Source organism: Tenacibaculum sp. SG-28 (assembly GCF_002954385.1).
Taxonomy (GTDB): domain Bacteria; phylum Bacteroidota; class Bacteroidia; order Flavobacteriales; family Flavobacteriaceae; genus Polaribacter.
This window is the reverse complement of the sequence record NZ_MQVY01000004.1, coordinates 235,045-259,503: the sequence shown is the minus strand read 5'-3', so window position 1 is coordinate 259,503 and position 24,459 is coordinate 235,045. Positions and strand designations below refer to the sequence as shown.

The window sequence follows — 24,459 nt, the reverse complement described above, 5'->3', positions numbered from 1 at the left end:
TTTTATTTTAAAAGCCACATAAGACCATTGATATTATCGTTCCCATTGTACTGACGATCTAAAGCATTCTCAAGATTTGCTTGATTGGTGTTCGATTCTGATTCTGGGTACATCCATCGTTTAGGTACCGAATCTCCATTAAGAGTTCCCTCTCCTACGGAAAAAACAGGAACACCCGTTCTTCTTTGGTTGTAATAAGATTCCCAGCCCCCCGTAAAAAAGTATGTCAAATACTTTTGCGTATTAATTTTTTCTTTTGCTTTAGAGGGATTATACAATGCGAAAGCACTGGCTAAATAGGTATCTATTTGTTCTTGAGGTATATTGTAAAATTCCATATTTGCCTGGATTCCACTAGTATAAAAATCACTTGGATTACCAGAAATCCATCCCAAAGAGGCAGCTTCTGCCAAAATAAATTGCAATTCTGCATAACTCATGATAACACCAGGTTCAACCGTTGGATCTGTGTAATAACGTTCGTTTACTAAAGAACCAATACCTGCTGCTCGTTGTAGATTTAATTCGTCAAAGGTGACACTACCGTCTAAACCTCCGTAAGCGGCAAAATCATCTGGTTGTAATCCATTAGACTGGGCTTCTTCCGTTATGGAACCTATAGCAAATAATCTTGGATCAGCGTTATCTTTCATAAGATTCACAAAAGTTTGCTCCATCAGGTAAGCAGCCGTTAAATTTTGATTTTCAAAATAAGGGTATCGATTTCCGGCTACGTCATAATATGGCAGCGCTAAATCATCCTCATTAGACTCCATTAATGGGTATATAGATGGATTTGCTACAATTCTTTCAAACTGTTCTTTAATGTCTATGTTACTTGCTCCTTCTTTTTCCGATAACGCCATTAAAATTCGTAAACGAAAACTATTAATTGCTTTACGCCACTTGATAACATCACCACCAAATAATACATCTCCTGATATTTCGGCGTCAGCGGCAGCTAAACCATTATTTGCTTCTTCTAATTCTTGCAATATTCCTGTAAAAATAGCTTCTTGACCATCGTAAACTGGTGTATAATTAGATTCAAACCCTTGCAGGGCTTCCGAATATGGAATATCACCAAAAGTCATGGTTAAATTATAAAAATGATATGCACTAAAGAAATTTCCTAAAGCTATATAATGCGGTTGCTCAAGCCTTTCGGCTTCTTCTTTTAACTTGTACACTTGTCTTAAATTATTGTATGCTGTAAAATCAGAACGCGTCCATCCGTAGTATTGGTTTAGATCTAAACCATCAGTATATACAAGCATTCTACTGGTTAACATTGGTGTAACATCTACAATATTAAAGGAGTTTACAATTAGGTTTGTCAGAATCAATTCTGGGGTTGCCTCTGTTATTCGATTTGGATCGTCTTGATATTCTTCAAAATCACACGCTGAAAAAAGAAAAAGAGCGCATAAAGTAAAGATTGTATATTGTAACTTTTTCATTTGGATTAGAATTTTAAATTAATGTTGAAACCATAACTCCTTGCGGAAGGACTTTGAAATTGATCATCAAAACCTTGGTCAGGATCAATCTGTGGCACGTTAGAAAATAGGAATAAATTTCTTCCTACTAGGGATAAAGAAACATCGTCTAGAAATGTTTTCTCTAAATTTTTCTTTGGGAAATTATAGGTAAAAACAATCTCTCTGATTTTTAAAAATGTTTCGTCGTAATAGAAATCTTCAAAAGCCTCTTCTTTTTGATAAATATCTTTTGCCCAAGATATATAATTTACAGCAGTATTGTTTGGTGCATAAACTCTAGTATCATTTACAATATTTCCATTAGTATCGTAGGTTACGGCTCCTTGCACTACGACAACTCCTGGGTCAATATATGAGGAAATACCATTCACAGCATCTTCTCGTTCAGGAATTACGGTATTTGGATGTGTTCCAGCCCAATGCATTTCCAAATTGGTTATCGATGATATTAAACCACCAATGCGTCCATCTGCAGAAATACTCAAGGAGAAATCTTTATATCTAAAGGTATTTTGTAAACCAAAAGACCAATCTGCCGCATCATATCCGATTTTTCGCACAAAAGGATCGGAAACTCTTGTACCATTTTGAATGATGTTTTGTCCTCCGGGAGTTTTTTCAAAAACATTAATCCAAATTTCATCCATTCGACTTCCTTCTTTGATGTTATTAAACTCTCCTGAACCATCAGGAGATTCCTCGAGATATCTTCGGTATTGTGTCCAGTTGGTTGCGACATTCCACTCAAAATTTTCAGTTTTTATAGGCTTCCCCGATAGTAAAATTTCATAGCCTCTTCTACGAAACTTCCCCCCGTTTTCCAATCGTGATGAAAAACCTGAAGATTCGGAAACAGGAACCAAAATTAAATTGTTTTTATCTAAGATATTGTAATAGGCAAAATCTACATTTAATCTACCTCTAAAAAATCTAGCATCCAAACCAAACTCCCAAGTATCTGAAATTGCGGGATTTAAATCAGGGTTTATTTGAACCCCTGAAAAATCAACAGAATTTACATTATTCCAGCTAGCCCCCTGATTATAAGCTTCAATATGATTGTAAGGTTGGTTACTCAACTCTCCCGAATCTGTATTTGGAATAAAGCCATCACTAACTCGAGACCAAGACCCTCGTAATTTCAACAATGAAAATGCGGTTGGTAAGTCAAATAAGTCAGATAAAACTGCACTGGTACTAACAGAGGGGTAAAAAAAGGAATTGTTTTTTGTTGGTAAAGTAGAAACCCAATCATTTCTTCCCGTAACTCCTAAATACAACCAATTATACAATTCAAGATCTACGGTAAAATAGGCCGAACCTACCTGTTCTTCAGACTCTCTATTATCTCCTGAAACAGGATTTAATGAATTTGCAATATTGTAATAATTAGGTACAATTAAACCATCGGTGTTGATACTAGATTGCAAGTATTTTGCATAACGAACTCCAGTACCAAGATTAGAAGTGAGCGAAAAATTCTCACTGAATTCTTTGGAATAAGACAGCACTGCATCTGTATTGAAGTTGAAATTAGATTCGTTGTTAACAAAATAGTTTCCATCGGAATAATCGTTAAAACCTCTGATGTAACTTTTAGGTTCCTTTTGTGTTGTTCTAAGACTATAGGACTAAAACCCGATTTTACGTTAAACCCCAAATCATCTGAAATTTGATAATTTAAATTCACCTGACCAAGTGTCGTATTTCTAAACCATCCTTGGTTGTATTCGTATGCCATAAACCATGGGTTATTAAACCATTGCTTATTGTATTGAAGTTGTTGAAATCCTTCCTGCCCTTCTTCCCAATAATTTCGCATTTCTCGTAGGTCAATATTTGCTCCCATCCACATAATACTATACAGATAACTTTGTGAACCATATCCTAAATTTGGATAATTTTCAGACTCTTGTCGCCCGTAATTAAGACTGGCATCTACGGTAAATTTATCAGATAATTTATACCCTCCTGCAACACTAAAACCATATACATCTAAATCCATGTTAGGTACCATTGCTTCTTGATAAGACTTAGAAGCAGAAACTCTAAAATTTCCTTTTTCATTTCCACCAGTTACACTTAGATTATGAGTTTGTAAAAGACCTGTTCTAAAAAAATTATCAATATTATTTTTACCTTTTGACACAAAAGGAGTAGCAATTCTTTGTCCTGTAATAGGATCAATTGGACTATTATATTGTGGGGTTTCAAAATATCCACTCTCGGTATTTGCGGGTTGATCTAATTTAGGTCCCCAAACGTATCCACTGTATTCAAAACCATCTACATACACATATTCTCCTGCATCACCAGTACCATAAACGGTTTGAATTTCTGGAGACCTCAAGAACCCACTCTGAAACTGCGTGGATGAATTATACTCTACGGTTACTTTATTTCCTCCTCTTTTCGTGGTTATAAGTAATGCTCCGCTTCTTCCTAACGAGCCATATAATGCAGATGCAGTTGCTCCTTTTAGAACACTAATATTCTCAATATCATCTGCGCTAATCTCATAAAAATCCGCATTGGGATTCGGTACACCATCAATTACTATTAATGGAGTTCCTCCTCGCATGGATATTTGAGGGTCTTGAAAAAAATCAGTAGAGGTTCTAATGTCTAAACCTGCCACTTTACCGGTAAGTGTAGTTGCTGGATTTGTCTCTCTAGCTTTAACCATGTTGTCCCCGTCAAATTCCGTTACAGAATACCCTAAAGACTTTACTTCTTTTTTAATCCCTAAGGCAGTTACAACGATTTCGTCAAGTTGTTCCTCACTTGGAATCATCGTAACATTTAAAGTTGTTGTCGTACTTACAATTCTTTTTTCTAATTTAAATCCTAAGAAAGAAAAGTTTAAAACATCTCCTTTAGCTACCTTAATAGCATACTTACCATCAAAATCAGTGACAACTCCCTTTTGTGTTCCCTCTACAAGAACACTTACTCCCATGAGTAATTCACCCTCTTCAGATGTGACGACACCCGAAAGATTTATGTTGCTTTGTGCGTAGCTTTCAGCAACAAAACATAAAATTATCAAAACATTAAATAATTTCATAAAAGTTTTTATTTTTCTTGAAATGTGCATAGTTTGAATATTAATTCTGTAAAAATAGAATGATACATTGCTTTCAAATGTAGAATAAAATTCCATCTAGAACAGAAGCAGAGCATAAATTGGACAAAATACCCTTCCTATTTGAACAATATGACTAAAATAACACCCTCTTTTATTTCAAAAAACCCCTCTAGGATATAAAATAAGTTACCTAGGTATGGAATATTTAATTTCTACTTTAAATAATATAAGTCACATAGTAGTAAAATTAACTGCAATTTAAGTCTGGTTTAATTTGAAATATCATATTAATCCTAGGAGTTTATTAAATACTTTACAATTAAAGAATATGGGAAACTCTGTAAAATAAGTATTGAGATTGGTCATTCATTCACTGTTTTACTTTCACAGCCACACTTTTACAAATAGCACAGCGACAACTACTGCTTTAAACTGGGATTTAAACTACAAAAAATCTATTTCATAGTACGATAAACTGCACTATGAAATAGATGTATATGGCTTACAAGTATATGTAAATTTACTGTTCTATATCCGGGTAAACTTCTTTTAAAACTCTTCGTAATACGGGCAATAATTCAACCTCACTTGCTTCTTTATCTTTATAATACCCGGTATATGCTACCACCAAATTCTTTTTCGGGTTTACGAGAAGTCCTTGACCTCCCCAGCCACCCTTGTAAAAATCATCATTTTTATATACCTGATCCCATTGGTAAATAGAATGCGAAAAATCATCTTTTATCGCATTATTAGCGAAAGCGTTTTCCCATAATTTTGGGTTTCCGTCATCTAAAATTCGGGTAACAATTTTATCTGAAATAATTTTTTCTTTGGCAATTGCAGAATAGCTGGGTGTATATAACATTCCAAATCGTGCAACATCTCTAAGTCTTGCTAATAACCCCCCATGCGTTATCGGAACACCATATCTTGGTGCCAAAATAGATGCATCTGCTTCCGCCCCAATTTTACTCCAAATTTCTTTAGTAAGTGCATCCTGAAAAGGCATCTTCATTATTTTCTCCACCAGCCATCCAAGTAGAAAAGTATTTGCTCCGGAATAATTGTATTCCGTTCCTTGTGGAGCGGTAAATCCGGGCCTTATCTTGGCGAGCATTTCGTATGGATTTTTTGGAGAATCATCGGTAAAAAAACCATCTCCTAATGTAATAGAATATTTATAATAACAAGATTCCCAATCTTCATACTCCTCATGGCAATTTACACCAGTAGCCATGTCTAAAACATTTCGTACCGTTATATCCTTATAATCGGAATCTTCTAATTCAGGAATATAAAAGCTTATGGCTTTATTCACATCTATTTTCCCCCTATCTTCCAAAATAGCGACTAGAGTAGAGACAACCACTTTAGTAACCGACCAATAAATAGGTTTTTCATATGGTTCTTGCCTAGGATATTGTTCGTAAACTACAGCACCATCCTTAACAATTACAATTCCCATTACTGTGGACTGATCAGAAGTTATAAAATCTTGGAAAGACATTTCCCCTTCAGGGGTTGTCACCAAACAATTGGGAATAGAAGCATCTTGTTTGTTTTCCAATACTGAAACTTGCCCTTCGCGATAGACGTTTACCGTAGGCATAAAACGATGAAGATTCTTATTGTTCCAAGATTGGTCTGTTCCATAAACAGTCCACCAGATATTATCTTTTGGTAGTTTTTCGATTTGACTCCGAACTTGAGACACCGATGAAGCACTTTTAAATGAAACTGCTAAAGATTCTGAGGAACCTTTAGCAGAATCGTGCACTACTTTAGACTTTGTGCAGCTATTCATAGTACATACTATGAAGAACAATAAAGTCTTTAAAAATTGTGGATACACTCTAATCATATAAACTTAATTATGGTGTTACTAAAACGGTTCCATAAATGTTACCTGCCTCAATAGTCTCGTGAGCTTTCGCTATTTCGTCTAACGTATACGTTGCTGCAATTCTATTATCTAAGGCGCCTTTAGTTAAAAAAGTAGTAATATCGCTTATTGCTGCTTGCTTTGCTGACTCTGGCATAGCGTATACCAAAACTAAACGTATGGTAATATCCATAAACATCATTCGTACAAATGGAATTTTTGGATTCATATCGGTCATGGAAGAGTAACTCGCAATAATTCCACTTGTTTTCAAAATATCTAAAACTGGTAATAAATTTGCTCCGAAATCACCTTCTACAACTCGATCAATTTTTCTACCTTTTGTAAAATCTAAAATGATAGTATTTACGGCTTCGCTTGGGTGCCCAACAACCAAATCTGCTCCTGCCCTTTCACATTCGGCAATACTAGCATTACTTGATGCAGTAGCAATAACTGTTGCTCCTGATGCTTTTGCCCATTGAATGGCGTAATATCCTACTCGCCCTGCTCCACCAGTAACTAAGATAATCTGGTCTTTAACAGCACCATCGGCAAAAACTGCGCGATGCGCTGTCATTGCAGGAATGGCCATCATTGCCCCTGCTTCAAAAGATGCATTATCCGGCAATACGACAGCTTGTTCAGCAGGAAGACAAACAAATTCCGCTGCGGTCCCTTCGTTTCTTCCATATTGCGCATTATACGTCCAAACGCGCTCCCCTATTCTAGCCTCTGATACACCTATTCCAACAGCCTCAATAACTCCAGAACCATCACTATGTGGAATTACCGAACCATTGTCTAATAATGCTGGATTAGCTCCTGCTCTTTTTTTAGTATCCGATGGATTTACACCAGATGCTTTAATTCTAATTTTAACTTCTCCTGCTTTTGGCTCCGGAGTAGTATATTCTCCAACCAATAGCACTTCTTCTGCGGTTCCAAACTTTTCAAACCATGCTGCTTTCATATTTGTAATATTTTAAATTTAATTATAATTCTGCGGATAATCCTTCTGTGTGCCCATCCAAGCCAATAGCTTGGCCTGAAATATACCTCCCTAAAGGCGAGGCCAAAAACAATGTTAAATTTGCAACATCTTCAGGCTCCACAAAAGTTTTTAAAGATACTTGCTTCACATACAGAGATTTTATTTCTTCAATTGTTTTTCCTTGCTCTTTGGCATCTGCTTCTATTACGCGATCGATACGTTCTCCAGATACGCTTCCTGGGCAAATAGCATTTACTCTAATATTGTATTTCCCTAATTCCATGGCAAGAGTTTTTGTCATTCCAATAGTTCCCCATTTGGCTGTTGTATATGGTGAACGCAATGGAAATCCATAAAAGGAGGCAGAGGATGCCAAATTAACTATGGAGGGGTTGCTCGATTTTTTTAGCATCGGTATACCCTCTTTTATACAATGGAACATCCCGTTGACATTAATATTCATAGTGGTTGCCCATTCTGATGGATCAACATCTTCTAAAGCAGCTGTAGGACCTGCAATTCCGGCACTGTTTACCAACACATCGATATGCGTAACTTGTTCCTTAATATGGGTATAAAAAGTTTTAACCTCTTCATAACTCGCTACATCTGCTCGGTAAATAAAAATATCGGGAAACTCTTTTTTAAAAGCTTTAATATGTGACTCCGAAATATCACATACAAAAACATTACAGCCTTGTTCTGCAAAAGCGGAAACTATTTTACGTCCAATACCGGAGGCACCAGCAATAACAACAACATTTAATTTGTTTTCTAAGGTTATCATATTTTATGTTCTTTTAGATTTTTGTAGGAGGATAGTATAAGGATGATGTAAACAAAGATTAATGGAAAAGCAGATATTAATACTGCTATTTTTAAAGACTCTAGACTTCCAATATACATTAATGCTATCGGTAATATAATCAATGTAAATGCCCAAAATAGGCGTTGCCAGGTACTTGGATCTTTCTCTGCAGGAAGTCTTTTTGTTGCGCACGATGCCAAGGTATATGAGGTAGAATCAAAACTTGTAGCCATGAACACAACACTCATCAAACAAAACAAAATCAGTACTGTATTATTTCCAGGAACTATCGAGGAAATAACAGCTACTATGGCCTCAGCAGGATTTCCATTGTTAACCATTTCAGAAATGGAAAGCTGTCCACTCAATTCTAAATGTAAAGCAAAATTACCTAAGATTCCATAAAAAAGCATACAGCCTAAACTTCCAAATACAATCGTACCAATAACAATTTGTTTAATAGAGCGACCTCCTGATATTTTTGCGATAAAAATCCCCATAAATGGTCCAACAGCAACCCACCAGGCCCAATAAAAAATTGTCCAATCCTCTACAAAACGGGAATTTGATAAAGGGTCTGTCCAGGTAAGCATCCTTACAAAATCTTGTACCATTAACCCAAGACTATTGATATTCATTTTCAAAATAAATGCCGAAGGGCCAACGACAAAAACCAATGCAAGAAAAATGAATGCCGATATCGTATTAAACTTACTTAATCGTTTAATGCCTTTTCCTAAACCCAAATACACAGAAATGGAAAAAATAATAGCGCAAAAGAAAATAACTATCAATTTTAAACCAAGCGAATCTTCTATCGAAAATATTTTTGCAACTCCTGCAGAAATCATAGGAGTTCCAAGCCCCATCGAGGTTCCTGTAGATCCCAGTAAGCCAATCATGAACAGCACATCAATAGCTTTACCTATAAAACCATCCGTATATTTTCCTAAAACTCGAGAACACGCCTTACTTATCCGAAGAACAGGTACTTTTTTAACATAATACACATAACCTAGGGCAACAGCAGGAACACTATAATATGCCCAACCAATGACCCCCCAATGAAACATTCCATAAGTAGCAGCCAATTCGATAGCATTTTTACTACCAACCTCAGCTCCGAGCGGAGGTGTATTTAAATAATATGCCCATTCAATTGTCCCCCAATACAGAATTCCAGTCGCCACTCCTGCACAAAACAACATAGAGGCCCAACTGAAGGTACTAAAATTATAGTTATTGGTTCCCAATACTATAGTTCCATACCTACTAAAAGCCATCCAAAGTGCAAATAATAAAACTGCGATAGATAGTACTTGATACACACTTCCAATATTATCCTCTAGGATTATTTTTAGATCATTGAGATAACGTTCACTTTGTTCCGGCCAAAACAATAAGGGTATTGTAAAAACCATTAAAAATAGTAAAGAAGAAATAAAAATTGTTTTATCGGTCTTAAGTTTAAAATCAGTAGAATTTCGTTGTTTAATCATGTGTCAAAACTATATTTCGAAACACCAAACATCTCATTAAATCGTCCAAAAAAGAGTGTTTTTTTGACCAAAATCTTAAAGATATTGTTAAAATTTTAAGGATTTTATTTAGAGTCGACGATATCTTGAAAAAAGCGCCAAATTTCAGAAGAGGAATTAATATCCATATTTCCTGTACTTCCAGGCCAATCATGTCCTCCGTTGTTTACCCGATAAAGTATAACTTTATTGGAAGAAGTATTTCTTGAGAAGATATATTTCGTTATGGAACTACCATCTGTTACATTATCATTTGGCAATTCTTCTGAAACTAATTGTGTACAATCGTTTTGTGTTGCCCAAAAATTAAAAGTATCCATTGTTGGTAGATATGCTCCATATCCATCTCTATTTTCCAAATCACCCTCCCACAGTGTAGTAGTATCGTTATCGCCATTAATTTTTAAAACAGGAATAGCATTTTTAGGACAATCATCATATATCCATTGCATCATACAACCTGTAACTGGTGCAATTGCTTTAAAAGTTTCGGGATGTTCACAAGCTAACCTGTAACACATATCACCACCATTTGACATTCCGGTTACAAAGGTATGCTCAGGATTTAGAGCATAGGCTTTTTGTAAGTAAATAGCCAAGGAGTTTAAAAAATCAGAATCGTTTACTGTTTGATTTTGATGAAAATCATACCCTACATTCCAGAAGGTATACCCGTTATCATCTTTAATACCTTGCGGATAACAAACAGCAAAACCATTTTTTTTTGCTACCGCATTCATCGCTGAGTAATTTCGTATGAGATTGGCAGACCCCGAATATCCGTGAAGAACAAAAACTAAAGGAGCATTTTCTTCAATTCCAGCAGGAATATATAAAATATAGTCTCTATTTAAATTCTCATGGTTAAAATTATTATACGAAAGCACCTCCTCAGATTCTGTCTCTTCTTGCGCTAAAGCAGAGGAGCACGCTACCAGAAATAATGTAAAAGAAAAAGAAAACAACAAAAGCGTAAGCTTGGTTTTAATCGTAAACGTTAGAGTTTGTGCATTTTTTGAATATACCATTTATTTTAATTTAAGCGTGTTCTTATAAATTATTTACTTGCAACCAATTAACAAAGAGAGGAAGCCATTGCTCTGTTCCATCCTTCTTTCTACCGATGCCAAAGCCATGACCTCCTTTTGGGAACAGATGTGTCTCCACTAATACGCCGTGTGCTGCTAATTTTTTAGCATATTCTGTGGTTTCTTCCACAGAACAGACCTTGTCGTCATAAGCATGTACCAAAAAAGATGGAGGTGTATCTTTAGACACCATATCGAGTAGTGTATTTTCCTTTATTTCACTATTGGTTAATTTCCTGAAGTACAAACTTTCCTCTAGCCATTGCATATTTTCTTGAGACAGGTTTGTAACTCCATAAATTTGGGCGGTATAATTTGGCACCTCTTCTTTAGTTTCTGTTCTCCAAAGTGCAGCAACTGTAGCCAAGTGACTTCCTGCTGAAAATCCCATGAGACCAAGTTTGTCTATTGCAAATCCATAGTCGTTGGCCATACTGCGAAACATCCGAATAGCCTTTCTAAGATCCGATAAAGGCACCTTATTTGGTATGGTTGCAGAAATTGGATTTGGCAACCTGTATTTCAACACCGCTGCTGTTATTCCATTGGCTGCTAATTGTTTTGCTACTGCATAGCCTTCGTGATGAATAGCCACTAAACCATAACCACCACCGGGAATAATAATAACCGCTTTACCGAGATTTACACCCTTTGCTTTAAATACGGTTAAAGTTGGTTTAGTAACATCAAATAAACACCTAGTTCCCCATACTTCTTTTTCATACTCCTTTAAAGTATTCTTTTTATAATACGGTGTATTTATCTCTGTACTCCAGAGGTCATATATCTGCTGAGCACATAAACAATTAGCACCATTGAACAGGAATATAAAAATGATAATTCTAAAAAGCATTGTTCTTGTTTTGAATAGGAGTGATTATAAAACTGTATTGGTATTTCGAATTTAAAAGCTTGTATGCATCGTGTGTATGTGCACCCCAGCTTGTATCTCCACCTACACCCATTTGCTTATAATCAATATTTAAAGACACTAAATTTCTGGATTTTACATCTGTAGTATGACGATTTTTAACTACATCCCCATCTCGATGTCTACCATCTGTTCTTTCCAAAGATTCAAAATCCTCTAAAAGGTTATGATGCACACTAAAATCAATGGTGGGTACTCCTTCTACTCTAATTCCATTCCCGTCTTTATTTACCAAACTAAACCATCTCACATCCGATTTATTCCCATTTTCTTGAGGTCTAATATATGGCCAGTATTGCTCAGCTACAGTTCCGGAGTACGTCCCTATTTTTGCACCTGTTTTTCTATCCCAATAACTTTCGTGTGGCCCTCGTCCATACCAAGTTACTTTATCATAAGTGGGATTTAGGAGAACCTGCAGTCCTACTCTTGGAATTTCTGGCATATCCGAACTGTTTATTTTTATGGCATTTTCAACTAAAATTTCTCCATTCGCAAACATTGTGTAAGTAGTGTCAAAACTTCCTATTTCGTTACCTGCCTCCGTGAATAAATTATAAGTAACGTCTACACTTACGACATCTGCACTTTTTGATGCTACGATGTTGTTTAGTTTTCTGTTTTTACTGGCAAACCTCCAATCTTTGCAACGTTTATGAAAATCATTTCCAAAATCGTTATCGGTAGGTGCTCTCCAAAAGTTTGGTGTAAAACCTGTATTGTTGTAGAGAATATTAGCATTATTATGGAAGGAGAGAGAAGTTATAGCACCGGTAGTTCTATCAAAAACTACTTTACTTACTTTTCCAGATATCTCGATAGAAGAATCTTTATCCACTAAGGTGATGGAATCTGTGGGTAGGCTGCTTGATTTTTGGTTTTTCTTCCCAAATAAAAATTGCTCCCAAGCAACCTCATGGTTTTTAGGAAGTAAATTTTTGGCAGATTTCGTAAAAGCTGCAATAGTGAGAACGTATTCCGCATTTTCTGATTTATTGATATCTGGAAGTGCAATAGATATAGTTTCTCCTGGCTTTCCTTGGATATTTTCAAGTATTCCTTCTGCTACTTTTGTACCGTCTTTTTGCAGATTCCAAAGAAAATCAAACTCGTTTAGATCAATAAAAGCATAGCCGTTGGTAATAGATAGCATCCCTTTTTGCTTATTGTTAAGGGTAAAGTCTATATATTGATATACTTTTTTTACTTCTTGCAGTGCCGGTTTTGGTGTTCGATCAGGATCTACAAGACCATTGAGACAAAAGTTCCCATCCGAGGGAACATCTTTTGGCCCAAAATCTCCACCATATGCCCAATATTCTTGTCCAGTTTCATCTTTTGTCAATATTCCTTGATCTACCCAATCCCAAATAAACCCTCCTTGTAGTATTGGATACTTTTTGATTATGTCCCAATAGTCTTTTAAATTTCCAACACTATTTCCCATGGCATGCGCATATTCACAAAGAATGTAAGGTCTATCCGCATACTTTTTAGCATAAGCTTCCATGTCTTCAATACCAGCATACATCGGAGCTACAATATCGGTATTAGACTCCAAACCTGCTTGTTCAAAAACAATTGGGCGAGATTGATCTTTACTTTTTAACCATTCGTATCCTTTAAAAAATACAGGTCCGTTTCCACATTCATTTCCTAATGACCACATAATGATAGAAGGATGGTTCTTATCTCGTTCAAACATACTCTTAAACCTATCCATGTGTGCAGCTTCCCATTCTTTTCGATATCCAGGATGCTTAATGGTATCAAAACTACCTTGATGTGAGGCGCCCATTCCATGTGTTTCAACATTCGCCTCATCTACTACATACATTCCATATTGATTGCACAATTTATAGAATAGTTCTGGCTGTGGGTAGTGAGAAGTTCGAATAGCATTTATATTAAACTTTTTCATAGTTTGCAGGTCTTTAACCATTGTAGCTTTATCCACATAATGCCCTGTGACATCATGATGCTCGTGTAAGTTAACCCCCTTAACATATATCGCATTTCCATTTACGAGTAATTGTCCGTTTTTTATAGTAATTGTTCGAAATCCAACTGCAGTACCTACTGTTTCAAGAAGCGTTCCTTTTTCATCTTTCAACCGGAGTATCAAATAATACAAATAAGGAGTCTCTGCTGTCCATTTACTTGGACTTTGTATTTTCCCGTTGAATTCTAACTTATTTTGGGCAGACTTTATGTTTTTAAAAACAGACTCCATCTTTGCGTTTACTAACTCAGCTTCTACACTGTACAGACCTGGAATGGAATCTGTTAGTGAAACAGAAATAGAAAGAATTCCATTTTCAAAATCATTTTCTAAAGCGGCATCAACTTGAAAATCCTTGACGTGATTTTTATTGCGTTTCAAAAGGTATACATCTCTTGTTATACCACTTAATCGCCAAAAATCTTGATCTTCAATATAACTAGCATCAGACCATCTGTAAACCTCTACCGCAAGTTGATTTGTTCCATGTTGCAAGTATTTTGTAATATTAAACTCCGCAGGGGTTTTACTACCTTCACTATACCCAACTCGTTTTCCATTGACCCAAATATGCATTGCAGAACTAACTGCACCAAAATGCAGATACACCTCTTCATCTTTAGATAGATTGGAGCAAGAGAAAGTAGTTCTATACGAACCTACAGGGTTATATTCTTTTTGTATTTTAGGTGGTGTTTTAGCATGGGGGTATTTAACATTCGTGTAAATGGGAATATCGTAACCTTGTAATTCCCAATTACCAGGAACATCAATATCTGCCCAATCGGAATCATCATAATCTGTTTTAAAAAAATAGTAAGGGCGATCCGCAGGTTTTTGGACAATATTGAATTTCCATTTTCCGTTTAAAGATGTATAAAACGGAGAAACAGAAGCCTCATCTTTGATTACATCCACGTCTTTTTTGTAGGGAATAAAATAAGACCTTGCAGGCTCTTTGTTTTCGGAAAAAATCAAAGGATTTTCCCAATTTTCAACAAGAGGCGTATCAAAAGGAACATTCTCATACTTGTGTTTAGTACACGAAAAAAAGAATACGGTACATACTATGAAAAAAAAATATGGGTAATATTTAAATTTTATCATTACTGGAAAATTAAAGGGTTGTTATAAAACCTTCACAGAACCAGAGAAAAATTCTAAATTATTTTTGTAATATTTCGTAAAATTCAGATTAAATACCGTTAGAGGACAAAAATAAAATGCACATAAAATACTAACTATCTGGAACTGTATTTTTTTTTGTAAAGTAAAAATAGTGCTTCAATAGCACAAAAACTGAGGATAAAAACACTTTGGACAATTTAACCCATCTTTTTGGACAATGAACAAAATCACCTCTGTAGAACTACTTATATTCAAGACCACATTCGTTCACTAATGACAAATACTATTATGAGATATGGCTTTATAAAAAAAATTATGTGTCATTTTTTTTTTAATAAAAAATGACACATAACACAAACAATATAAAAAACTAGTTTTTAAAAATAAAAACTACACTAACAAGATTATTTCTGCTTTAACACAGAAATCAAAAATGTATATTTTTTAACAAATAAAAGATGTCAAAAAATAAACATACTTTTCTCAAATCTAATAACAAATTATATAAAAAAACACTTAAATATACGTAAAAAACATCAGTTGAAAAAAGGTGTTTTTCCTGTTAAATAAATACATAGAATGACAAATTAGTACCGCAAAAAAACACCAATCATTAGGCATTTAAAAAACAAGTAATCTTTTCTGTAAAATGAACCTGTATTAAACAAGGAAGTTTATCTTTGCGGCCAAAATTAAAGTACCTCATTGAGAGTTGGATTTTTAACATACTTATTTGTTTCGCTATACTTAATTGCAATGTTGCGTCCTATAGCACCGCTTGTGGAGTATGCCATAAATTATGACTACATCGCGAAAATTCTATGCATCAATAAAGAAAACCTTTCCTTAAACTGTAACGGAAAATGTTATGTAATGAAAAAGTTACAGCAACAACAGGAGGAAGATTTTAACTCCATACAGATTGTAATAAAAGACTACCCTATTGGCTTTGTTGAATTAATTGGCGTAGCCAATATAGAAGATACCATTTTGTTGCAAAATAAACAGGCATTTTACAAACGAATATATACATACTTGGCTAGTTTCTCTATTTTTCATCCACCTCAATTTTAAGTTTACATACTACATTTTAACACATTACGTACTCCACGTAATTTTTTTCCATTACAGTATTTAAACATTCATAAATCCAAATGAAAACATATACAATTGTAGTGGCAATGGTTTTATTATTGCTACCATTGCACCACTACGCGCAAAAAAAATATCAAGGTAAGGTAATTAATGCCTACAATGAACCTATACCGGATGTCACAATTATCGGTTCCAAAAACAGTAAAACAGGAACTTTCACAGACCAAAATGGTAACTTTAGTATTCTACTAAACAATCCGGAAATAAAAGTTATTAAACTTGGCTATATACCCAAAACAGTAGCGCTACATACAGCATCTACTACTGTAATTTTAGAGGAATCCCGCGAAAATTTAGAAGTGGTAGTTGTTACTGCAAGCAGAGAGGAACAAAAACGATCTGAGATTCCTGCTGCGGTTGGGTTAATAAGTCCCAAAAAACTTCAAGAAACTAAGGCAATTGGAATTGAGCAACTTATAAATCAAATTCCCGGGACATATATGGCTACTTCGAAAGCATCTGGTAACGAACAACATTTTATGGCTACTCGTTCCCCAATAACCACCAAATCGTTATTCTTATATCTAGAAGACGGTATCCCTATTCGTCCTGTGGCAGTGTTTAACCACAATGCTTTACTAGAAATGAACGCGACTACTTTCGACCGAATAGAAGTTATAAAAGGACCTGCTTCGAGCATTTATGGCAGTGAGGCAATTGGTGGTAGTTTTAACTTTATCACTAAAAATCCCAAAAAAGAATTTGGCGGTTCCATTGGATTTCAAATAAATAATTTAGGCCTTAGAAGATACGAGGTAGAAACCTCAACAACCGTTGCTGAAAAGTACGGTTTTTACATTGGTGGTCATTACACACAAAGAAAAAATGGTCCTGTGGAACATTCCGATTATGAAAAAACGGCCATTTCATTTAAAAACACGAATGAATTTTCCAAAAATTTACAATGGGAAAAACGCAGTCGCTATAATTGACTATCGTTCGGATATGACAGGAGCGGTTTCAGAAAAAAATTACCAAAGCGGAAACTACGAAAGTAACCAAACCTTCACAGAGCGAGAAGCACTAGCATTACGATTTCGTTCTACGTTAATTAAACGATGGGACAATTCGGACAAAACATCCTTTCATTTTGTCTATCGCAATAATAAAATGGACCAGATTCCCTCCTATCGCATTCGACAAAATCGAAACCAAGGACAATTAACAGGTACCGGAAGCGGGGAAATTAACTCCAATGCATTCCGCAGTTATATGGGAATGATACAACATAAAATTGATTTTAATTTTTCTAAATCATCCTTAATTTTTGGAACCACTGTTGATTTTTCACCTCAAGATTACATGGCTGAAAAATTGGATGTAATTGTGGATACTAATACCGGAAAAAACCTAGACTACGCAATACGAAATGGTGATTATTTATTGTATTATCAGACCGATATTCTCAACTATGCCGGTTTTGCACAATATGAAATCTCCCCTATTCACAGTTTTAAGATAACAGGTGCTATTCGATACGATGGTTTTCAGTATAACTATGATAACCTAATTGAAGCTACTGCAGGAGTATCGGATACACAAGTATCGTATAAAAATTGGTCTCCGAAAATAGGATTTAACTATAGTTTTACAAATTACTTAGGGATATATGGAAGCTATGCAAACGGGTTTACACCACCGCAGGTTTCTAGTTTGTTTAGAAATAGTAACAACAACAATGTCGGTGATGTTATTTTTGATCTAAAGCCAGCAAAATTCAATAATTTCGAAATTGGAGGCTATTATAGCATTCCTACTAAATTGCATGTAGATCTTGCATTATACCAATTAGATGGAAGAAATCGTCTTGTTTCGATGCGTGATGATGCGGGTAATTTTGTTCAAAAAAATGCAGGAAAAACTAGATCTCTTGGTATTGAACTCGGCACTACATATAATCTTACAAAGAATCTATCCATAGCTTACAATGGAAGTTTTGCCTCTCATAAATACATATCTTTCTATGACAACAATATAGATTATTCGGATACTCGAATGGAAATTGCCCCAAAATATTTAGCCAATATTACAATGCAATACAAACCACTTCAAAATTTATTTTTAGCCCTTGAACTGGAACAGGTTGGCGAGTACAATACCAGTTTTGAAGGACAGGCAATTGTTGGGCAAAACAGCAATGGTGAAGATACTTTTGGAACTGCAACTTACGGCGGTTATAACATCCTTAATTTTAGAGCAAATTATACCTTTAAAAGTATAGAGCTATGGATGCAAATGTTAAACATAAATAATACACTATATGCCGTTCGGGCTTCCTACAGCAAATGGAGTAAAGAAAACACCTACAGCATAGGTAATCCAAGAGCCTTTCACTTTGGAGTAAAGTACAATTTGTAAACCCAAATCAGGGAATCTTGAAGGTTCCCTGAACTTTCATAAACCATGATAAAAATGAAAAATAGAAAATTACACCAATGGGTTTGGAAATGGCATTTTATTGCTGGAATAATTTCCCTTCCATTTGTATTGATATTGTCGGTAACAGGAGCCATATATTTATTTCATTCGGACGTTCAAAATGAAGTTGTTGCAAAAATCCAAACGATTAAAGTCTCCGAAAAACCTCCAATATCCTACCAAAAACAATGGGAAATTGCGAAAAAACACATGAAACAGGAACCTGACGCTGTACTCCTGAACTCCAATGATGAAGATGCTACTCCTTTTACATCTGGTAGATTTAGTCATAAAAAGACCCTTTTTATAAATAAATATACTGGGGAAGTTACTGGTACATTTAGTCCCAAGGACACCTGGATGCACTCGATTCGAAAATTACATGGAGAACTATTGGGTGGAAGTATAGGAACCAAAATAGTGGAACTTATTGCGAGTTGGATGGTAGTTTTAATACTATCAGGACTATATATATGGAGTCCATTTAGCAAAGGAATTAAGGGAATCTTCACCATTCGTCTAAAAGAGGGAAAACGAGTTTTTTACAGAGATCTTCATGCTATTCTTGGTTTCTGGATGTCGATACTTTTATTATTAGTATTGGCAGGAGGGTTTCCATGGACAGATGTATTTGGCGCTAATTTTAAGACATTACAACAGCTAACAAATACTGGATACCCTAAAACTTGGAATGGTAAAGGCCTATTTTCGAAACAAAATGGAGAAGCATTAGTTTTAGAGGAAATGGTCTGGATTGCCAAAAATCAAAAACTTAAAGGGGAAGTAACCATAGGATTGCCCAAAAACTCAAAAAGTACTTTTTCTGTATCCAATAAAACATTTCCTTTAACGGAACAAAAAATGCTGCATTTTGATCAATATTCAGGAGATTTAATAAAAGCGCATAACTGGAGTGATGTTGGTTTTTTAATGCAAGGACGCATGTGGTTAATGGCATTTCATCAAGGTGAATTCAATGGCTGGAATTGGTGGGTTATGTTCTTTACTGCAGTAGCCCTAACAGTAATGAGCTTGGCTGGATTACTCTCGTATTGGTATCGTAAACCTCAGAAAAAGTGGGGTATCCCAAAAGCACCAAAACATTTTTCTGTTGGTTACGGAATCGTTTTATTAATACTTATATTAGGTCTTATTTTTCCATTATTCGGAGCTAGTTTAGTAATAATCTCCATGTACTCCCTAAAAACCAAATTGACCTACAAAAAGTAGTAGATTAAAAAAAATATAACAAAAATGAAATAGTGTATATTGTAGTATTCGTAAAATAAAACGGTACCACAACACAAAAAGTACGATCCTATTATTTATAGATTATTAGTGGTCTTAGGTTGAATACCGTTTTTTATAAAACTTTTTGTAAGAACTTGGGTCTAATACACAAAACATTATTTTTATGCAAAAAACAGTTAGTGTCTTTTTAGTATTTCTTTGGTTACTGCAATCTTGTAGTACACCAGAAAATTTCCCAGAAAACGCTTCCGTATTACCAGAAACGGAAGGATACAAAATGCTTCTCATTGGGAATAGCTTTTTTAAACCGTATGCCGAAAAACTTGATATAATGGCAATTGAAGCTGGTTTTGAAAATCACAATAGTACTATAGTTTTTCGGGGAGGTGAAAACGGCAGACCAATCAATTTTTGGAAGGATACTAATAGTGACGAAAACAATTTAATTAAAGCAACTCTCGATCGAGGAGGTATCGATTTTTTTGGAATGACCATGGGGCATGAAACTGAGAATCCAATAGAAGGACATCGTGCATGGATAAACTATGCACTGCAAAACAATCCAAACATAACTATTTTCATCTCTTTATCCCCTTTTGACTTCCCAAATGGCGACCCAAATGGCACGAGACCAGATTGGAATACATTTGCAATCGATAATGGATTTAATTCCATACAAGAGTTCTACGATTATTATGTAAACGAAATCATACATAAAGAAATTGTAGACCAATTACGTATTGAATTTCCCGCTGTAAAAATATTTACTATTCCAACGGGCTGGGCTACTTTTGAACTAGCACAAATGAACATTGATGGCATATTGCCAGAGGACATCGCTATGTTTGGAGTAAAGGAAACTTCTATTTTCACAGATGCAAAAGGGCATCAGGGAGACATAGTTCGCAACACAGGTGGTCTTATATGGTTGCATAGTATCTATAACGTCGATCTAGATACCAATACTTATGAAACAGGATTCGAAACAAACTTACACCAAATTGCAAAACAAATAACAGATAAGCATGCAGTGAAGTATACATTAAAAACGAATTAAATTTGTGAAGAATCGCAAGTAATTTATACCAAAAAAAGAAATGTAATCTTAAACGACTCCTTTAATCCTAAAAAGATCATATCCTCCTAAATTTATTTTGAATTCAATGTTGTAAAAACAATATCCATCTAGTTTTGAAGGCTACTTGAGTTGAATATATTGATAACATTAGAAAGAGATGAAGCTTAAAAACTAATAGTTTCGTTAAAGTTCGCAGGTATTAGGCTCTACATGAATTAACACATAACTTAAATTAACCATTTCTTGCATTAAAAAGTCTTTTAACCTGTGTGCTATATCGTGCCCTTCTTTTACCGTAATACCAGAATCTACAACAATATGTAAATCAATTTGGTAATACATTCCTGCTTTTCGGATATAACATTTTTCAGTTCCTATGACGCCGACAACCTCTTCCGATTTGGTTCTAATTTCCATCAGTATATCCTCGTACAATTGTTCGTCCATGATTTCCCCTAAAGCAGGTCTTGCTATTTTATAACTATTGTATAGTATAATTATGGAAGCAAGTAAAGCGCACCAATCATCTGCTGCCTCAAAACCAGGCCCCAAAAAAATAGAAAAAAAGATACCAATGAATGCCATTACTGAGGTAATTGCATCTCCTATGATGCCATGCGTCTGCTTTGAGGGAAGAGCTATTGGTTTCTCTACTTTTTTTAATGATTATTCTATAAGAAATCTCCTTCCATAAAATAATTCCAGCTAAAACAATTAAAGTCCATGGTTTAGGAATTTCATGAGGGGTTTGAATATTACGAATACTTTCGTAAGCGATGACGGTTGCAGATACAACTAAAAAAACTACAATAACAAATGTTATTAATGGCTCAATTTTACCATGACCGTACGGATGATTTTTGTCTGCAGGTCGTTTTGCGTATTGCAAACCAAGTAAAACTAGTAAAGATGTAAAAATATCTGCAGTAGACTCTATAGCATCAGCAATTAAAGCATAGGAATTACCTAGGACCCCAGACACCCCTTTTATAACTGCTAAACAAGTGTTACCTAGTAAGCTGAAATATATGGTTTTTATGGCTTTTTGATCATTGTTCATATTTTACGTGTAGTACTAAGAAAAAATAAATTCATAGAATTTAAAGTTTAAAGCGTTACATAAAGATCATTGAATTAAAAGAAAAAATATTATTGTGTACTAAAACTACGAATATAATACGTAGTAAAAAAACCCAAGAGAAAACATCTTATCCAAAATATTTTGTATTGCAACTGTAGTATAGGGGCCTTTTAATACTATAAAACTACTACAACGTATTTTTCATCTTTTAAAATACTTTTCTTTGAACTAACAGCTGTAAAAAACAAATAGTCTTAAATATTGCTTTAGCTTTTTCATGATATTGAATATCAAATTTGCTAACTGCATATAAAGTTGAAATTCTAATCTGGAAAATCATAGAAAACAATGTGTTTTCCTGTAAAAACTAAAAATCATGAAAATAAAACAAAAAATTGTCCAACTGGCTTTGCAACTATGTTTACTTTGCATTCTTTTTTCTTGTGATGCCAATAATGATTTAAAAAACAAAACTACAATTCTTGAAGAAGACATTGCCTCCGAAGTTACTTTTAAGGAAATAGAAAAAAGTAAAGTAACCAATTCTAAATGGTGCGGACATATTGTTTCCTGGGATGAATGGGGTAGAAAAAGTAAAGATTGTCGTGGATGGGGTTTGTGTAATGCGTCTTGGTTTCAACCTTGTAAAGAGAAAAAAAACACTAGTGCTTCTGAAAGTAAAAAAATAAAAAGTTTTGCAACAGAGGTTTACAGGGAGAAAAATACTGAGGAATATTTCATTTTACTTGCGCTAAACAAACCAATTCCTAAAGGAATTAACTCCAATGATTTATTATTTAGAATAGACAAAGATATTATTTTAGAAACAGAGAAAAGCTTGGGTCATAAACTAACTTTCAAGACAGGCGTCTATAAATTCGACGAAACCATTGACGAATTTGGTGGGTATAAAATTTTCTTGTATTAAAATTTAACATAGTCATGACGAATAGAAACTATTTTATTGCGAAGAATAAAAAACGTATTCTGTATCTCATTTTAATAATTGGGCTTAAAAATACTTTCCCCCTATTTTCACAACAATGGAACTGTGATATGGACAAAAACGAGTCCTTAAATATTAGCATGGTAAATACTGATGATATTTATTGTATCGCAAAACAGAACCAAGTAAAAACGGTATTATACACTTTTGGTATTTGGTGTGAACCATGTATTCTTCACCTTGCTAATGCGCATCAAATTGCTATTACACATGAAGCTGAGTTATACATTTTAATGATCGATGAAGGGGATAGCCCGCATTTAATATGTGGTATTAATTTTTTAAGAGAGCGGTATCCAAATATAAAAATACTAGTGCTTAGCGATAGCGACTATCCGTATAGGAGAACAAGAAAATACAAGAAATTTTTAAAAGAAATAACTCCAAAAACATTTAGGAATAGTAATGGGATGTCTAAATATATCGTCTTAGATACTTCTGCAAACGTACTAATGGTTACCAACTGGAAAGACAATAAGGGTAACGATTGGAAAGATGACTCTAAAATGATTCAAAAAAAGGTTTTGCCATTACTTACAAGGAGAGAGCATAAATTAAAATAAAAGCTATAAAAAAGTACGGGTCTCTTGTCTAGGTTTACTAACAAATTCATTTCACGGTAGGATCCATAGAATACAACCAACAAACAATACGTCCCGACTAAAAAACAAAAAAGCCTTACTATTTCTAGTAAGGCTTTATGTGATCGCGACAGGATTCGAACCTGTGACCGTCTGCTTAGAAGTAAGATCCAAATACGGAATAAAGCATTGATTTTAAGAAAACTATAAAAAACTAAAGATAAAGACATAAAAAAGACATAAATATCTTAATGGCCTACCTTAATTTAAAAAACATTCATGTTTTATATTAATTGCATATAATACTCAATCAGTTCTTTATTAGCTTTAGTACTCGTTTTATTATTCGTTGAGTAATTTTTCAAATCTCCATTTCTCAACCTCTTTAATTCTTAGTATTCTTTCAACAATTTCAGAATCGTATCAACATCTTGATTTATTAAATCCAATCCAATTTGGAAAGAATTTTTCTGCCGTTTTAAAAATTGATTCATCAATTTTTTAGGACGCATAACTCAGTTATTATTATTATGTCCGACAATTAAATTCATTCTATGGTTAAGAACATAATTAAAAGCGTCTTATAAATAATGGTTCCGACAGTCACATAATCCTTCGTCTTCCCAAATAAACGCTCCTGACATTATTTCATATTCCATCTTTGGGTTGTCAATTCCAGATTCCTTTGGTAACGTTTCTTTATTCCTAATGAATGTTATCTAAATCCATATTTTTAAAATAAAATCCATTTTTAGTTTTGAGTGCGTATTAAAGTTAACGGTTTTGGCTATGGTTAGTAATGTTTAAAATTATGTAGCCTTTATTCAGGACGGGGCATAATTATTGCCAACGGAATTGTGTATGGTTAGTTGCGTAGTTAAGCAACTAAATTAGTAAACAAATACGAACCTGAGAAAATTCCTTC

At 34.5% G+C, this 24,459-nt stretch carries 16 protein-coding genes and 2 pseudogenes; 7 read left to right on the top strand and 11 right to left on the bottom strand.

The genetic code is table 11. The features are described from left to right. Window positions 1–2: 2 nt before the first annotated feature. The 10 genes and pseudogenes from BSU00_RS11135 to BSU00_RS11090 all read right to left on the bottom strand — a co-directional run bounded on the left by BSU00_RS11135 (window position 3) and on the right by BSU00_RS11090 (window position 14,943). Window positions 3–1,460, bottom strand: a complete 1,458-nt coding sequence (locus tag BSU00_RS11135; protein ID WP_105004446.1) for a SusD/RagB family nutrient-binding outer membrane lipoprotein — start codon at window positions 1,458–1,460, stop codon at window positions 3–5. A gap of 5 nt (window positions 1,461–1,465) precedes the next feature. Beyond that, on the bottom strand, window positions 1,466–3,091 hold the full coding sequence (locus tag BSU00_RS11130) for a TonB-dependent receptor domain-containing protein (protein ID WP_233188717.1): 1,626 nt from the start codon (window positions 3,089–3,091) through the stop codon (window positions 1,466–1,468). An 854-nt stretch (window positions 3,092–3,945) separates the two neighbouring features. Continuing rightward, a pseudogene (locus BSU00_RS13485) lies at window positions 3,946–4,569 on the bottom strand (carboxypeptidase-like regulatory domain-containing protein); the annotation flags it as partial. 541 nt (window positions 4,570–5,110) lie between these two features. Next, window positions 5,111–6,397 carry a serine hydrolase gene (locus tag BSU00_RS11120; protein WP_158254430.1) on the bottom strand — a complete coding sequence of 429 codons (1,287 nt, stop codon included), beginning with the start codon at window positions 6,395–6,397 and terminating at the stop codon, window positions 5,111–5,113. A 67-nt stretch (window positions 6,398–6,464) separates the two neighbouring features. Next, complete coding sequence (locus BSU00_RS11115) at window positions 6,465–7,448, bottom strand: NADPH:quinone reductase (protein WP_105004442.1); 984 nt, start codon at window positions 7,446–7,448, stop codon at window positions 6,465–6,467. A gap of 22 nt (window positions 7,449–7,470) precedes the next feature. Further along, entirely contained in the window at window positions 7,471–8,256 is a 786-nt protein-coding gene (locus BSU00_RS11110) for an SDR family oxidoreductase (protein ID WP_105004441.1), read from the bottom strand. Then, window positions 8,253–9,776 carry a BCCT family transporter gene (locus tag BSU00_RS11105; protein WP_105004440.1) on the bottom strand — a complete coding sequence of 508 codons (1,524 nt, stop codon included), beginning with the start codon at window positions 9,774–9,776 and terminating at the stop codon, window positions 8,253–8,255. The genes BSU00_RS11110 and BSU00_RS11105 overlap by 4 nt, the downstream gene beginning before the upstream one ends. Window positions 9,777–9,880: 104 nt before the next feature. Further along, window positions 9,881–10,843 carry a PHB depolymerase family esterase gene (locus tag BSU00_RS11100; protein ID WP_105004439.1) on the bottom strand — a complete coding sequence of 321 codons (963 nt, stop codon included), beginning with the start codon at window positions 10,841–10,843 and terminating at the stop codon, window positions 9,881–9,883. A gap of 22 nt (window positions 10,844–10,865) precedes the next feature. Next, window positions 10,866–11,756, bottom strand: a complete 891-nt coding sequence (locus tag BSU00_RS11095; RefSeq protein ID WP_105004438.1) for an alpha/beta hydrolase — start codon at window positions 11,754–11,756, stop codon at window positions 10,866–10,868. Then, complete coding sequence (locus BSU00_RS11090) at window positions 11,746–14,943, bottom strand: glycoside hydrolase family 2 TIM barrel-domain containing protein (RefSeq protein ID WP_105004437.1); 3,198 nt, start codon at window positions 14,941–14,943, stop codon at window positions 11,746–11,748. Before BSU00_RS11090 ends, BSU00_RS11095 begins: the two co-directional genes overlap by 11 nt. A 777-nt stretch (window positions 14,944–15,720) precedes the next feature. Between BSU00_RS11090 and BSU00_RS11085 the strand changes: the two genes are divergently transcribed. The 5 genes from BSU00_RS11085 (at window position 15,721) to BSU00_RS11070 (ending at window position 20,845) form a co-directional block, all read left to right on the top strand. Continuing rightward, window positions 15,721–16,038: a hypothetical protein gene (locus tag BSU00_RS11085; RefSeq protein ID WP_146104848.1), complete on the top strand. Its 318-nt coding sequence runs from the start codon at window positions 15,721–15,723 to the stop codon at window positions 16,036–16,038. A gap of 80 nt (window positions 16,039–16,118) precedes the next feature. Next, a complete protein-coding gene (locus tag BSU00_RS13480) occupies window positions 16,119–17,051 on the top strand; it encodes a TonB-dependent receptor plug domain-containing protein (protein WP_233188712.1) in 933 nt (310 codons plus the stop codon). Continuing rightward, complete coding sequence (locus BSU00_RS13475; protein ID WP_233188711.1) at window positions 16,969–18,477, top strand: TonB-dependent receptor; 1,509 nt, start codon at window positions 16,969–16,971, stop codon at window positions 18,475–18,477. Before BSU00_RS13480 ends, BSU00_RS13475 begins: the two co-directional genes overlap by 83 nt. Window positions 18,478–18,531: 54 nt before the next feature. Further along, window positions 18,532–19,767: a PepSY domain-containing protein gene (locus tag BSU00_RS11075; RefSeq protein WP_105004467.1), complete on the top strand. Its 1,236-nt coding sequence runs from the start codon at window positions 18,532–18,534 to the stop codon at window positions 19,765–19,767. 184 nt (window positions 19,768–19,951) lie between these two features. Next, entirely contained in the window at window positions 19,952–20,845 is an 894-nt protein-coding gene (locus BSU00_RS11070) for a hypothetical protein (RefSeq protein ID WP_105004435.1), read from the top strand. Window positions 20,846–21,049: 204 nt separating this feature from the next. Here the strand turns inward: BSU00_RS11070 and BSU00_RS11065 are convergent. Beyond that, window positions 21,050–21,926 (bottom strand): annotated as a pseudogene (locus BSU00_RS11065) (cation diffusion facilitator family transporter). A 397-nt stretch (window positions 21,927–22,323) separates the two neighbouring features. Between BSU00_RS11065 and BSU00_RS11060 the strand changes: the two are divergent. Together BSU00_RS11060 and BSU00_RS11055 are read left to right on the top strand one after the other, a co-directional pair. Continuing rightward, window positions 22,324–22,875 (top strand): hypothetical protein, encoded by a 552-nt coding sequence (locus tag BSU00_RS11060; RefSeq protein WP_105004434.1) that lies wholly within the window; start codon window positions 22,324–22,326, stop codon window positions 22,873–22,875. A gap of 14 nt (window positions 22,876–22,889) precedes the next feature. Beyond that, the gene (locus tag BSU00_RS11055) at window positions 22,890–23,516 is read left to right on the top strand and encodes a hypothetical protein (RefSeq protein ID WP_105004433.1); all 627 of its coding nucleotides are present in this window, start codon (window positions 22,890–22,892) and stop codon (window positions 23,514–23,516) included. Window positions 23,517–24,459: the final 943 nt, after the last annotated feature.